Below are 13328 nucleotides of genomic sequence, written 5' to 3' on the forward strand. Positions count from 1 at the left end.
GGACAAACGGTTTCCGTTTGTCTAAGAAAACCGGCTCCACCTTTCGGGACCATGCTCAATTGAACCGATAATCTTGTGCGATTTCGTCGCCCAGCTTGGTGTTGTCGCGAATGAAATTGGCCAGGAATTCATGCAGCCCGGTATCGAAGATATCCTTGATCGACCCGGCTCTCAGCATTGTCTGCGTCTTCTCGGCCGTTGCGTGGCAGGCATGGCGCTCGCCGTAATCGTCGCCGAGGAATTTCAGATGCTCCGACAGGAAGCGATAGCAGAACATCAGCGAACGCGGCATGCGGACATTGAGGATCAGATAGTCGGCAATGTTGGTCGGCTTGTAATCAGCATCGTAGACCCAGCGATAGGAGCGATGCGCCGAGACCGAACGCAGGATCGATTCCCACTGATAATTGTCGAGCGTCGAGCCAACCCAGGAGATCGACGGCAGCAGCACATAATATTTCACGTCGAGGATGCGCGCCGTGTTGTCGGCGCGCTCGACGTAAGTGCCGAGTTGCGAGAAGTCGAAGATCTCGTTGCGCAGCATGGTGCCGTAGAACGAGCCGCGGATCAGCGCCGTCTCGCGCTTGATGGCGTCGAGCACGCTTGGCAGGTCGCGCTCGTCGATCGGCTTGGCCAGCATCCGCTTCAGCGCCATCCAGGCTTCGTTGATGCTTTCCCAGGTCTCGCGCGTCAGCGCGGTGCGCACCATGCGGGCATTGTTGCGGGCTGTCTCGATGGACGACATCGTGCTCGATGGGTTCGACGTGTCGCGCAACAGGAAGTCGGCGACATTGGCGGCGGTATAGTCGGAATATTTCTGGCTGAAGGTGACGTCGGAACCAGCGCTGAGCAGCACCGAATTCCACTCTTCCGAGGCGCTTTGGGTGCGGGTCAGCGCCATGCGCAGGCCGGCATCGACCAAGCGCGCCATGTTTTCCGCCCGCTCGATATAGCGGTTCATCCAATAGAGCCCGTTTGCGGTGCGGCCTAAAAGCATGAAGTGGCCCTTCGGGCTAGTGAGTAGCGAATAGTGAGTAGTGAATATTAAGCAATTGAATCTCAATGAAATATGGCATTTCCTGTCCCTCTATTTCCGCTACTGACTACTGACTATTCCTTACTCACTCGTCTCAATCATCCAACACCCAAGTATCTTTCGTCCCGCCGCCCTGCGACGAGTTCACAACCAGCGAACCTTCCTTCAACGCGACGCGTGTGAGGCCCCCAGGCACGATCTGGATGCGGTCGGAGACCAGCACATAGGGCCTGAGATCGACGTGGCGCGGCGCCAGCCCTTTTTCCGTCAGGATCGGGCATGTCGACAGCGCCAGCGTCGGCTGGGCAATATAATTCGATGGCTTGGCCGCCAACTTCTTGGCGAAGGTCTCGCATTCCTTCTTGGTTGCCGCAGGCCCGACCAGCATGCCGTAGCCGCCGGAACCGTGCACTTCCTTGATCACCAGCTCGTCGATGTGTTCGAGCACGTATTTCAGGCTGTCGGGCTCCGAGCAGCGCCAGGTCGGAATGTTGCCCAGGATTGCCTTGCGACCGGTGTAGAACTCGATGATCTCGGGCATGTAGGAATAGATCGCCTTGTCGTCGGCTATGCCGGTGCCCGGCGCATTGGCGATGGTGATGTTGCCGGCGCGATAGACATCCATGATGCCGGGTATGCCAAGTGCGGAATCCGGACGGAACGTCAACGGGTCCAGGAAAGAATCATCGACGCGGCGGTAGAGCACATCGATCTGCTTGTAGCCTTCCGTCGTGCGCATCGCGACATGGCCGTCGACCACGCGCAGGTCCTGGCCTTCGACCAACTGCACGCCCATCTGGTCGGCAAGGAAGGCGTGTTCGAAATAGGCGGAGTTAAAGCTGCCGGGCGTCAGCACCGCAATGGTCGGCGCACCTTTGGTGCTTTGCGGCCGCACCGCCGCCAGCGACTGACGCAGAAGCTGCGGGTAGTTTTCCACCGGCCGCACCTTGATCTTCTGGAACAGTTCGGGGAACAGCTGCATCATCGTCTCGCGGTTCTCCAGCATGTAGGAGACGCCGGACGGCGTGCGCGCATTGTCCTCCAGCACGTAGAACTCGTCCTCCGAGATGCGGACGATGTCGACGCCGATGATGTGGGTATAGACGCCGGCCGGCGGCCTGACCCCGATCATCTCCGGCAGGAATGCCTCATTCCTGGCGATCAATTCCCTGGGGACGCGCCCTGCCCGCAGGATTTCCTGGCGATGATAGATGTCGTCGAGGAAGGCGTTCAGCGCCTGCACGCGCTGCTCGATGCCCTGCGTGAGGCGCCGCCATTCATTGCCTGAAATGATGCGGGGAACGATGTCGAACGGGATCAGCCGCTCGGAGGCTTCTTGCTCACCATAGACGGCGAAGGTGATGCCGGTCTTGCGGAAGACGCGCTCAGCGTCCTGCATCTTCTCGGTCAGCCTGGCTGGATCCTGCTCCTTCAGCCAGCGATCATACGCCGAATACGGTCTTCTCAATCCGGAGACTTCCGGAAGCATTTCATCGAACGCTGCCAATCGCATACTCCCCTGTGACGCCATTTCACTGGCGTCGCCGGAGAAAATCAAGCGCAATCGGTGATTTGGGAGGTACGGGCGATCAGTATGTTGCGCCTGCCTAAAATTGAGGCAGCTGAAATATGACCTTGATCAGCCTTTGCCTCGTGCCCGGGCAAATGCGTTTACCAGCTAGAAAGCACGGAACGTGACGACGGTGAACGTGTCCTTGATGCCGGGGAGAATCTGCACCTTTTCGTTGACGAAATGGCCGACGTCTTCCTCGTCGTCGACATAGAATTTGGCGAGCAGATCGTAGTTGCCGGCGGTGGAGTAGATTTCCGAGGCGATCTCGGCATCGGCAAGCGCGCTGGCAACCTCATAGGATTTGCCGAGCTCGCATTTGATCTGCACGAAAAACGCCTTCATGGCTTCGTCCCGCTAAACGTCCAAGTCCAGCGGCCCTTCTGGCAGACTGGAGGCGGGCTTTCAAGCGCTGGAATCCGTACTCTGCCGGCCCAGGCCTGGGCTGCGACCTGCCGCAGCTCTCCGCCAGCATGCAACCTGCCGCCGAGCGCCAGCGATTATTCGCGATCGCTGAAACCGCGATGCGCTGCCAAGCGTATGTTATGATGCGTCTTCGGACAGCACCATTTCAAGGGAAGATGTTTCGCGGGACAACGGAGACAGGCCATGCGCCGCGCCTTTTTCGCATTCGCAGTCGTTCCATTCCTCTGGGTGTCGTCGGCATTGGCCGGCGATGCCGAGATCAAGGCAGGCCAGTCCGTCATCGACGGTCAGCTAAAGGCCCTCATCGCCAATGACGGCGCCACCGCCTACAGCTTCGCCGCCCCGAATGTGAAGCGGATCTTCCCGACCGTCGATGCCTTCATGAACATGGTGACCAACGGCTATCCGCCGGTGCGCAAGCCGCAGACTTATTCCTTCGGCAAGGTCGAGGAGACCGGTCCGGGTTCGATCGTCCAGCAGGTGCTGATCGTCGGCCCCGATGGCAAGGATTACGAGGCGGTCTATACGCTGCAGCAGCAGCCCGACGGCACGTTCCAGATCACCGGCTGCAGCCTGCGCGCCTCGAATTCGCTCAGCACTTGAGGCCTTACAGCAACGGGATATCGCCCCTCGCCCAGCCTTCGGTGATTTCGGCGCCGCGCGCCTCGAAGGTGCCAGCCTCGATCGCAGCGCGGATGTCCTGCATCAGTTTCTGGTAGTAGGACAGGTTGTTCCACGTCAAAAGCATGGCGCCGAGCGCTTCCTGCGAGCGCACCAGATGATGCAGATAAGCGCGTGAGTAGTCCCGGGCGGCCGGGCAGTCGCTTTCCTCGTCCAGTGGGCGCGGATCGTCAGCATGGCGGGCGTTGCGCAGATTGACCTTGCCGCGCCTTGTATAGGCGAGGCCGTGGCGGCCGGCCCGTGTCGGCATCACGCAGTCGAACATGTCGATGCCGCGCGCCACGGATTTCAGGATATCGTCAGGCGTGCCGACGCCCATCAGATAGCGCGGTTTGTCCGCCGGCAGCTCCGGACAGGTGATGTCGAGCATCTCGAGCATCACCGCTTGCGGTTCGCCGACGGCCAGGCCGCCGACCGCATAGCCCTTCAACTCCATCGCGCTCAGCGCCTGCGCCGATCGCACCCGCAGCGCTGCGTTGTCGCCGCCTTGCACGATGCCGAACATCGCCTTGCCCGGCTGGTCGCCGAACGCCGTCTTGCAGCGCTCGGCCCAGCGCAGCGACAGCTCCATGGCGCGCTCGATCTCCTTCATTTCGGCCGGCAGCGCCGTGCATTCGTCGAGCTGCATCTGGATATCGGAATCGAGCAGTCCCTGGATCTCGATGGACCGCTCCGGCGACATCTCGTAGGCGGCGCCATCGATATGCGAGCGGAAGGTGACGCCCTTTTCCGTCAGCTTTCTCAGCTTCGACAGCGACATGACCTGGAAGCCGCCACTGTCGGTCAGGATCGGATGCGGCCAGCGGGCGAATTCATGCAAGCCGCCGAGCCGCGCCACACGCTCGGCGCCTGGCCGCAGCATCAGATGGTAGGTGTTGCCAAGGATGATGTCGGCGCCGACGCCGCGCACCTGGTCCATATACATCGTCTTGACGGTACCGCCGGTGCCGACCGGCATGAAGGCCGGCGTGCGGATTTCGCCGCGCGGCATGTCGATCACGCCGCGCCGCGCCTTGCCGTCGATTGCCAGAACCTTGAAGCTGAACTGCTTAGCCATTGAATTCCTTGTCGTGGACCGGGGCGTCCGGCGCCTGCTTGTCGAGCGACTGGCGGTAGTGGATGCAGCCGCGCATGAATTTTGGCCAGGGCGGCACGGCGATCGATGGTTCGGTTTTTTCCGGCAGCAGGTCCCACAGATCGGGGTGATGCCAGCACAATTCATGGCCGGTGGAATCGCGGTGCTGGCGAATGCCGGCGCGCAGTTTTTTCACTTCCGCGATCAGCGCATCGCGGTCAAAGGCTTGCAGATCATCGTCCATCGCTCGTCTCCGCTCGGAAAAGCAGGCTTGCGTCGCCATAGGAATAGAATCTGTAACGGTTCTCGATCGCATGGGCATAGGCCGCACGCATCGTGTCGAGGCCACTGAAGGCCGAAACCAGCATGAACAGCGTCGAGCGCGGCAGATGGAAATTGGTCATCAGCATGTCGGCGGTGCGAAAACGGTAGCCGGGCGTGATGAAGATATCGGTCGGGCCGGACCACGCAGCCAGAGTACCGTCCTCACGCGCCGCACTCTCCAGCAGACGCAGCGAGGTCGTGCCGACAGCAACGATGCGCCCGCCCCTTGCTCTTGCGGCATTCAGGGCGTCCGCAGTGGCTTCGCTGACCGACCCGGTCTCGGCATGCATCTTGTGGTCGGCGGTGTCGTCCGCCTTCACCGGCAGGAACGTACCGGCGCCGACATGCAAGGTGACGAAGCGGCGTTCGACGCCTTTGGCGTCAAGCGCTGCAAAAAGCTCCGGCGTGAAATGCAGGCCCGCTGTCGGAGCCGCGACGGCGCCCTCCTCGCTTGCATAGATGGTCTGGTAATCGGCCCGGTCGCGTTCGTCGTCGTCGCGTTTCGAGGCGATATAGGGTGGCAGCGGAATATGGCCTACCGCGTGCAGCGCCTCGTCGAGGAACGGCCCCGACAGATCGAAGCCAAGCAGCGCCTCGCCGCCCTCGCCTTTCTCGATCACCGTGGCGTCGAGCTGACCGAGGAAACAGGAATTGCCGTCATGGCCGAAATGGATGCGGTCGCCGGCGGCAATGCGCTTGCCCGGCCGCATGAAGGCCAGCCAGCGGTCCGGCGCCATGCGCATATGCAGCGTGGCTTCGACCTGCGCCGTCGCCTCGCCCCGCCGCCTTATGCCTTTGAGTTGCGCCGGAATGACCTTGGTGTCGTTGAACACCAGCACGTCGCCGGCACTGAGCAAGGACGGCAGGTCGCCAACCGTCCGGTCCTCGAGCCCTTCGCCGGGCTTGACCAGAAGCATCTTGGCGCTGTCACGCGGCTGCGCCGGGCGGAGCGCGATGCGCTCCTCCGGCAAGTCGAAGTCAAAGAGATCGACGCGCATCAGTAGAGCCGGACGAGCAGCGCTCCGGCCAAGAGCAGCACCGCGCCGGCAACGCGTCCCAGCGAGATTTCACGCACCGCGACGCCGAGGAAGCCGACGCGGTCGATGAGCATGCCGGCCAGCAACTGGCCGGCGACCAGAAACGCCATCAGCGCGGCAGCACCTATGCGTGGCGTCAGGATCGTCGACAGCGTGACATAGAAACCGCCGAGCATGCCGCCGGCCACGAACAGCCAGGGCGCCGGCGCTTTCCAGTCGAGCGAGATGCCTTGCAGCTTCACCACCGTAACGGAGATGATGCCGAGCACGATCGCGCCCGACAGGAACGAAAACGCAGCCGCCGCGACCGGGAGACCCAGGCCGCGCGCCAGCTGCGAATTGATCGGCGCCTGAATGGCAATGAAGGCGCCGGACAGGATGCCGAGAAGCGACCAGACGACGCCCATCATTGTCGTTTGCCCTTACTTGACGTCGGCCGCGACCTTCAGCGACACGATCTTGTCGGGATCCTGCACCGGCTCGCCGCGCTTGATCTTGTCGACATTGTCCATGCCTTCGATGACCTGGCCCCAGACCGTGTACTGGCGGTTGAGGAAGGCGGCATCGTCGAAGCAGATGAAGAACTGCGAATTGGCCGAGTTCGGGTTCTGCGAACGGGCCATCGAGCAGGTGCCGCGGCCATGGTTGGCGTTGGAAAATTCGGCCTTCAGGTCCGGCTTCTCAGAGCCGCCCATGCCCGCGCGGGACGGCGCGAAGGAAGGCTTGCTCGAATTGCCGAACTTGACGTCGCCGGTCTGGGCCATGAAGCCTTCGATGACGCGGTGGAAGACCACGCCGTCATAGGCGCCTTCCCTAGCCAGTTCCTTGATGCGGGAGACGTGGCCCGGCGCCAGGTCGGGGAAAAGTTCGATGACGACCGTGCCCTTGGTCGTTTCCATGATGAGCGCGTTCTCGCGGTCCTTGATTTCGGCCATGTCAGATATCCTTTTGAGAAAACAGAGTTATTTGGCAATTTTACTTGTCTGCGGCGATGCGCACCTTGATCATCCGGTCGGGGTCGGAGACCGTGCCGTTATCCGCCTGGTCGCCCTTCTTGATGTGATCCACCAGTTCCATGCCGCTGACGACATTGCCGACGATGGTGTACTGGCCGTCGAGCGGCGGTGCCGGAGCGAACATGATGAAGAACTGCGAATTGGCCGAATTGGGGTCCTGCGAGCGGGCCATGCCGACCACGCCGCGCTTGTAATGTTCGGTCTGCGAGAATTCGGCCGGCAGGTCGGGCAGGTCGGAACCGCCAGTGCCGACGGCCTCGGCGCTGAAACCTTTTTTCATATTGCCGAACTTGACGTCGCCGGTCTGCGCCATGAAGCCGTCTATGACGCGGTGGAAGGCGACGTTGTCATAGGCGCCTTGGCGCACTAGCTTCTTGATCTGCTCGACATGCTTTGGCGCCAGATCGGGCCGAAGCGCAATGGTGACGTCTCCGTCCTTCAGCGTGATGATCATGGTGTTTTCCGGGTCGGCGGCGAAGGCCGAGACCGATGCGGTCACAAGGCCGGCAAGCACAACGAGGAACGAGGCGAGCTTTTTCAGCTGCATATCTATCTCCGGAATCTTATTTCGCGAATTTGGCGGTGAGCGCACCGGCAACCGCCGCCGGCACGAAGGGGCGGATGTTGCCTCCCATAGAGGCAATCTGGCGGACAAGTGTGGCGGTAATGGTGCGCACGGACGGGCTGGCGGGCAGAAAAACCGTCTGCAACTCAGGTGCCATAGTCTCGTTCATGCCGGCCATCTGCATCTCATAGTCGAGGTCGGTGCCGTCGCGCAGGCCGCGGATCATGATCGAGGCGCCGTGCTTCCTGGCGGCGTCGATGACCAGCCCGTCGAAGGCGACGACCTTGATACGGGCACCATCGCTGCCGAATTCCGTCTTCGTCGCCGTCTCGATCAGCTTCACCCGCTCCTCGAAGGAAAACAGCGGCTGCTTGCCCGGATGGAGGCCGATCGCCGCGTAGACGATGTCGGCCACGGCCAGCGATGCCTTCAGCACATCGAGATGGCCGTTGGTCAGCGGGTCGAAGGAGCCGGCATAGAGGGCGATGCGTTCGGTCATGGCAGGTGCTTCTAATGCATGATCCCAAAAAGTGGAAACCGGTTTTTGCGGACAAACGGTTTTTCGTTTGTCCTAGAGATCATGCTCAAATGAAAGCTAGAGCCTGTTCCATCTTCCGTCCATCAAGATGGAACAGGCTCTAGCGAGCCTCTCTCGCAAAGGCAAATCCGATCGGCGCGCCGGCCGTGAACCTTTTCCGGCACATGAACGACAGATGAACACGCTGATCACGAAGCCTTCACGCAGCGTTCACTAGGTTGCACCTTAATTAGATGAAACCAAAATCCCATCTATCCGTTGTTAGGCGCAGGAGAACACGCACATGCTGATCTACATGCTCGCCACCGCAATGACCGTCGCCATGCTGATCGCCACCGTATTTGGGCTGCATCAGGAGGCACAACGCATCCGCGTCAAGGCAAACACCAAGCGCTTCGAAGGCTTCGGCCCGCGTAAGCCATATCGCCACTACTGATAAAGCCTGAACTTGCTGCCGCGCCGGCCAGCTGGCCGGCGTTGCCATGTCAAAACCTGGGTGCCGGACTTAGTCCGCACCCTCCGGACCGGCGTCAGACGCCGCAGCGGCATCGGCACCGCCCTCGACGGTCTCTTCGCTTTCTTCGTCCGCTTGCGGTTCAGAGATTCGCTCGACCGAAACCACCTTTTCGCCTTCAGCCGTGTTGAAGATGGTCACGCCCTTGGTGGCGCGGCTGGCGAAACGAATACCGTTGACCGGCACCCGGATGACGGTGCCGCCGTCCGACACCAGCATGATCTGGTCGTCATTGCCGACCGGGAAGGTCGCCACCAGCCTGCCAATCTCGGCCGCCTTCGACACGTCGGTGGCGCGGATGCCCTTGCCGCCGCGTCCGGTCAGCCGGAAATCATAGGACGACGAACGCTTGCCGTAGCCGAATTCGGTCACCGTCAGCACGTACTGTTCGTGCGCCTTGAGTTCTTCGTATCGGCTGTCGGAAAGCTCTGTCTCCTCGCCGATCTCCTCATTGGTCAGCGCGATCTCTTCCTCTTCTCCGGCCGTTTCCGTGGCAAGCCGCCGCTCCGCCGCCGCGCGCTTCAGGTAAGCGGCGCGTTCCGCCGGCGAAGCATCGACATGCTCGATCACCGACATCGAGATGATGCGGTCGGTCTCGGCCATGGTTATGCCTCGCACACCGACCGAATTGCGGCTCTGGAAGACGCGCACGTCGCCGACGGAGAAGCGTATGCACTGGCCGGAACTGGCGGTCAGCAGCACGTCGTCGTTGTCGGTGCAGGTTTCGACGCCGAGGATCTCGTCGCCTTCTTCCTCCAGCTTCATGGCGATCTTGCCGTTGCGGTTGACCTGGACGAAGTCGGATAGATCGTTGCGGCGCACGGTGCCACGCGTGGTGGCGAACATGACGTAGAGTTCGCCCCAGCTGGCCTCGTCCTCGGGCAGCGGCATGATGGTGGTGATGCGCTCGCCCTGCTCCAGCGGCAGCATGTTGATCAGCGCCTTGCCGCGTGACTGCGGATTGCCGATCGGCAGCCGCCAGACCTTTTCCTTGTAGACGATGCCGCGCGAGGAGAAGAACAGCACCGGCGTATGGGTGTTGGCGACGAACAGCCGGGTGACGAAATCCTCTTCCTTGGTCGACATGCCGGAGCGGCCTTTGCCGCCGCGGCGCTGCGCCCGGTAGAGCGACAGCGGCACGCGCTTGATGTAGCCGGAATGGCTCACCGTCACGACCATGTCTTCGCGCTGGATCAGATCCTCGTCTTCCATGTCCGAACCGCCGTCGGTAAGCTCGGTGCGGCGCGGCGTGCCGAACTCGTCGCGCACGGCGGCAAGCTCGTCCTTGACGATCTGCTGGACGCGCGCGCGGGAAGACAAAATGTCCAGATAATCGATGATTTCGGCGCCGATCGTGTTCAACTCGTCGGCGATCTCGTCGCGGCCGAGCGCGGTCAGGCGCTGCAGGCGCAGCTCGAGGATGGCGCGCGCCTGCTCCTCGGACAGATTGTAGGTACCGTCCTCGTTGATCCGGTGGCGTGGGTCATCGATCAGGAGGATCAGAGATTCCACGTCGCCAGAGGGCCAGCGCCGCTCCATCAACTGCTCACGCGCCGTCTGCGGATCCGGCGCGGTGCGGATCAGCTTGATGACTTCGTCGATGTTGGCGACTGCGATAGCGAGACCGACCAGCACATGGGCGCGATCGCGCGCCTTGCGCAGCAGGAACTTCGTCCGCCTTGTGATCACCTCCTCGCGGAAGGCGACGAAAGCCTTCAGCATATCGGTCAGGTTCATCACTTCCGGCTTGCCGCCATTCAGCGCCACCATATTGGCGCCGAAAGAGGTCTGCAGCGGCGTGAAGCGGTAGAGCTGATTGAGGATGACGTCGGCAACGGCGTCGCGCTTCAGCTCGATGACGACCCGGTAGCCCTGGCGGTCGCTCTCGTCGCGGATATCGGAAATGCCCTCGATGCGCTTGTCGCGCACCAGCTCAGCCATCTTCTCGATCATCGACGACTTGTTCACCTGGTAGGGAACTTCGGTGATGATGATGGACTCGCGGTCGTTGCCGCGCTGTTCGATGTTGACGCGCCCGCGCATGACGATGGAGCCGCGGCCGGTCGAATAGGCGCTGTAGATGCCCGAACGGCCAAGCACGATGCCACCGGTCGGAAAATCAGGGCCAGGAATGATCTCCATCAGCGCCGGCAGGTCGATCGCCGGATTGTCGATGATGGCGATGGCGCCATTGCAGACTTCACCGAGATTGTGCGGCGGGATGTTGGTCGCCATGCCGACGGCGATGCCGCCCGAGCCATTGACCAGAAGGTTGGGAAAACGTGCCGGCAGAACCTTGGGTTCGCTGCCGGAAGCATCATACGTGTCCTGGAAATCGACGGTATCCTTGTCGATATCCTCCAGGAGCTCGTGCGCGACCTTGGTCAGCCGCGCTTCCGTGTAGCGCATCGCCGCAGGCGGATCGCCGTCGATGGAGCCGAAATTGCCCTGCCCGTCGATCAACGGAACGCGCAACGACCAGTCCTGCGCCATGCGCACCAAGGCGTCATAGATGGAAGCATCGCCATGCGGATGGTATTTACCCATCACGTCGGCGACAGGACGCGCCGACTTCACATATTTGCGGTTCCAATGGTAGCCGCTCTCATGGGCGGCGAAGAGAATGCGGCGATGCACCGGCTTCAGGCCGTCGCGCACGTCCGGCAGCGCACGGCTGACGATCACGCTCATGGCGTAATCGAGATAGGAGCGCTGCATCTCCTCGACGATGGATATCGGCTCGATGCCGGTGGGGCCGCCGTCGGCGCCGCGCGGTGTCTTCTGGTCGGTCAAATCGGATCACAATCTAATCAGGAATCACTTGGTGCTTATATAGGAAGCAAGCCCGAAACTCCAACCTTCACGGCACTTTTCCAGTGTCATTTTTGATGGTAATTTCAAATGGATACCGATGATTGCGACGATATGGCCAAGGCGGTTTTCACCGCCCTGACGCAAAAGCCTGCGTGTCTGCCTTGCGGTGCACCGGGCCGATTCACCAAGCAGAAACGACCTATGCGCCAGGGCGGCTGCGATACTGGCTTGGCGTCTGCCCCATGATCCGCCGAAAACGACGATTGAAGGTCGACAGATCGTTGAAGCCGACCTCGAAGGCTATCGCAGAGACCGCATTGTCAGACATGCGCAGCCGCACCGCAGCCCTGTGCAATCGCGTCTTGAGCAGGAATTGGTAGGGCGTCATGCCCGCGACCTGTCGGAAGATGCGCAGGAAATGATACGGACTGGTCGCCGTCTCATCGGCAAGTGCTGAAAGCGAGATCGGCCCGTCTGCATCGAGTTCGATGCGCCGCACAGCTTCGGCAACCCGTTTTTGATCGCGGCGGCTCGGCGCGCGCCTGACATGCGTAGCGCCGGAGGCTGTAGCTACGGCAGCACCGGCCATGCGCAGGGAAAGTTCCTCGAAAGCGTCGATGTCGGCCATCTCGCGAGCGGTTTCCGCCTCGGCCAGGAGTGGCGCCAGGACCGGCAAAGGCAGCAGGCGCGCCGCCTCGAAGGCCAGCTTCCTGGCGCCCGGCACGCCAGCCGCGATCCGTTCCATGTAGGACGGCCGGAAATGGAACGAGAGGCAACGGTCGCCGCTGCCATGCTCGTGCCCGCATTCGTAACATGTGCCGGGATTGCCGAGCAGGAGCGCGCCAGGCGCCAGCATCGCCGTGCCTTGCTGGGCACGGTAGCGAAACGTGCCGCTAGTGACCGCGGCGACACAGAAATCCTGATGCGCTTCCTCGAACGGCCGGTCGCCGGCGCTAGCCGTGCAGATCACATCCGCCACATGCCAGCCGGGTCCGGATGCGAGCGTATGCGTGGTCGCTGTCATGACCGGAATATAGCAATTTTTCCCAAGCCCAGAACCTCGTAACCGCCTATTCCCTCCCAGTCTCCTGACAAGAAGAGGCCACAACCATGTTCGATCAATCTTCGTTTGCCGATGCCCTGCATAGCCCTGGACCGATCGAAGGCCTTGCCGAAAAACTGAGCCTTTACGGCCGCTTCGTCGGCGCCTGGACTTTCGACGCCTCGCGCCACCTCGAGGACGGCACGGTGCTGACAGGGCGTGGCGAGGTGCATTTCGGCTGGGTACTGGAAGGCCGGGCGATCCAGGACGTCTGGATCCTGCCCGCGCGGGACACTGGTTCCCAGCCCTCGCTCGGCAAATGGACTTTTTATGGCACGACGCTGCGCGTCTATGATCCCGGCGCGGATGCCTGGCACATCTTCTGGAGCGACCCGCCCAACCAGTATTTCAGCCGCCAGCTCGGCCGCGCCGAGGGTGACACGATCGTGCAAGTGGGCGCCGACGGCACCGGCAGCTCAGTACGCTGGGGCTTTTCACGCATCACCGAAAACTCTTTCCGATGGCTGGGCGAGCGCTCGCACGACAATGGCGCGACATGGCGGCTGGAGGTCGAGTTCCTGGCGCGCCGAGCGGTTTGATCGCCGAAGAATGCAGCAGCCCGGAATAAAGGCGTCGCGACCCTTTGCGCCCTCCGCTGTCCCGCCGGCATCAACCACTTTCTCACGAACA

General features: G+C 61.8%; 15 protein-coding genes. 3 read left to right on the forward strand and 12 right to left on the reverse strand.

The window, feature by feature from the left end:
* Positions 1 to 55: 55 nt before the first annotated feature.
* From P3C39_RS08250 to P3C39_RS08260, 3 genes are all read right to left on the reverse strand, one after another.
* Positions 56 to 997, reverse strand: coding sequence for an alpha-E domain-containing protein (locus P3C39_RS08250; protein ID WP_024503501.1), 942 nt, complete (start codon positions 995 to 997; stop codon positions 56 to 58).
* Between the two features lie 133 nt (positions 998 to 1130).
* The gene (locus tag P3C39_RS08255; protein ID WP_024503502.1) at positions 1131 to 2543 is read right to left on the reverse strand and encodes a circularly permuted type 2 ATP-grasp protein; all 1413 of its coding nucleotides are present in this window, start codon (positions 2541 to 2543) and stop codon (positions 1131 to 1133) included.
* Between the two features lie 171 nt (positions 2544 to 2714).
* Positions 2715 to 2951 (reverse strand): Lrp/AsnC family transcriptional regulator, encoded by a 237-nt coding sequence (locus tag P3C39_RS08260; RefSeq protein WP_010909609.1) that lies wholly within the window; start codon positions 2949 to 2951, stop codon positions 2715 to 2717.
* 264 nt (positions 2952 to 3215) lie between these two features.
* Here P3C39_RS08260 and P3C39_RS08265 point away from each other — a divergent pair, with 264 nt between their 5' ends.
* Complete coding sequence (locus tag P3C39_RS08265) at positions 3216 to 3635, forward strand: DUF4864 domain-containing protein (RefSeq protein WP_013531820.1); 420 nt, start codon at positions 3216 to 3218, stop codon at positions 3633 to 3635.
* Between the two features lie 4 nt (positions 3636 to 3639).
* Here P3C39_RS08265 and tgt read toward each other — a convergent pair whose 3' ends face one another.
* From tgt to coaD, 7 genes are all read right to left on the reverse strand, one after another.
* Entirely contained in the window at positions 3640 to 4770 is a 1131-nt protein-coding gene (gene tgt / locus P3C39_RS08270; protein ID WP_024503503.1) for a tRNA guanosine(34) transglycosylase Tgt, read from the reverse strand.
* Positions 4763 to 5032 (reverse strand): hypothetical protein, encoded by a 270-nt coding sequence (locus P3C39_RS08275; RefSeq protein WP_013531822.1) that lies wholly within the window; start codon positions 5030 to 5032, stop codon positions 4763 to 4765. The genes tgt and P3C39_RS08275 overlap by 8 nt, the downstream gene beginning before the upstream one ends.
* Positions 5022 to 6110, reverse strand: a complete 1089-nt coding sequence (gene queA / locus P3C39_RS08280; RefSeq protein WP_275953094.1) for a tRNA preQ1(34) S-adenosylmethionine ribosyltransferase-isomerase QueA — start codon at positions 6108 to 6110, stop codon at positions 5022 to 5024. Before queA ends, P3C39_RS08275 begins: the two co-directional genes overlap by 11 nt.
* On the reverse strand, positions 6110 to 6559 hold the full coding sequence (locus P3C39_RS08285) for a DMT family transporter (protein WP_013531824.1): 450 nt from the start codon (positions 6557 to 6559) through the stop codon (positions 6110 to 6112). The genes queA and P3C39_RS08285 overlap by 1 nt, the downstream gene beginning before the upstream one ends.
* 12 nt (positions 6560 to 6571) lie before the next feature.
* Positions 6572 to 7084, reverse strand: a complete 513-nt coding sequence (locus P3C39_RS08290; RefSeq protein ID WP_013531825.1) for a peptidylprolyl isomerase — start codon at positions 7082 to 7084, stop codon at positions 6572 to 6574.
* 40 nt (positions 7085 to 7124) lie between these two features.
* Positions 7125 to 7619 carry a peptidylprolyl isomerase gene (locus tag P3C39_RS08295; RefSeq protein WP_244506973.1) on the reverse strand — a complete coding sequence of 165 codons (495 nt, stop codon included), beginning with the start codon at positions 7617 to 7619 and terminating at the stop codon, positions 7125 to 7127.
* Positions 7620 to 7728: 109 nt separating this feature from the next.
* A complete protein-coding gene (gene coaD / locus P3C39_RS08300) occupies positions 7729 to 8229 on the reverse strand; it encodes a pantetheine-phosphate adenylyltransferase (RefSeq protein WP_275953095.1) in 501 nt (166 codons plus the stop codon).
* A 322-nt stretch (positions 8230 to 8551) separates the two neighbouring features.
* On the opposite strand from coaD, the gene P3C39_RS08305 reads away from it, so the two are divergent.
* Positions 8552 to 8704, forward strand: a complete 153-nt coding sequence (locus P3C39_RS08305; protein ID WP_081714296.1) for a hypothetical protein — start codon at positions 8552 to 8554, stop codon at positions 8702 to 8704.
* A 69-nt stretch (positions 8705 to 8773) separates the two neighbouring features.
* On the opposite strand, the gene gyrA is transcribed toward P3C39_RS08305, so the two are convergent.
* Complete coding sequence (gyrA, locus tag P3C39_RS08310) at positions 8774 to 11575, reverse strand: DNA gyrase subunit A (RefSeq protein ID WP_275953096.1); 2802 nt, start codon at positions 11573 to 11575, stop codon at positions 8774 to 8776.
* Between the two features lie 220 nt (positions 11576 to 11795).
* Positions 11796 to 12620 carry an AraC family transcriptional regulator gene (locus tag P3C39_RS08315; RefSeq protein ID WP_275953097.1) on the reverse strand — a complete coding sequence of 275 codons (825 nt, stop codon included), beginning with the start codon at positions 12618 to 12620 and terminating at the stop codon, positions 11796 to 11798.
* 86 nt (positions 12621 to 12706) lie between these two features.
* Between P3C39_RS08315 and P3C39_RS08320 the strand changes: the two genes are divergently transcribed.
* Positions 12707 to 13237: a hypothetical protein gene (locus P3C39_RS08320; protein WP_275953098.1), complete on the forward strand. Its 531-nt coding sequence runs from the start codon at positions 12707 to 12709 to the stop codon at positions 13235 to 13237.
* Positions 13238 to 13328: the final 91 nt, after the last annotated feature.

The organism is Mesorhizobium sp. XAP4, assembly GCF_029269325.1.
In the GTDB taxonomy this organism is placed as follows: domain Bacteria; phylum Pseudomonadota; class Alphaproteobacteria; order Rhizobiales; family Rhizobiaceae; genus Mesorhizobium; species Mesorhizobium ciceri.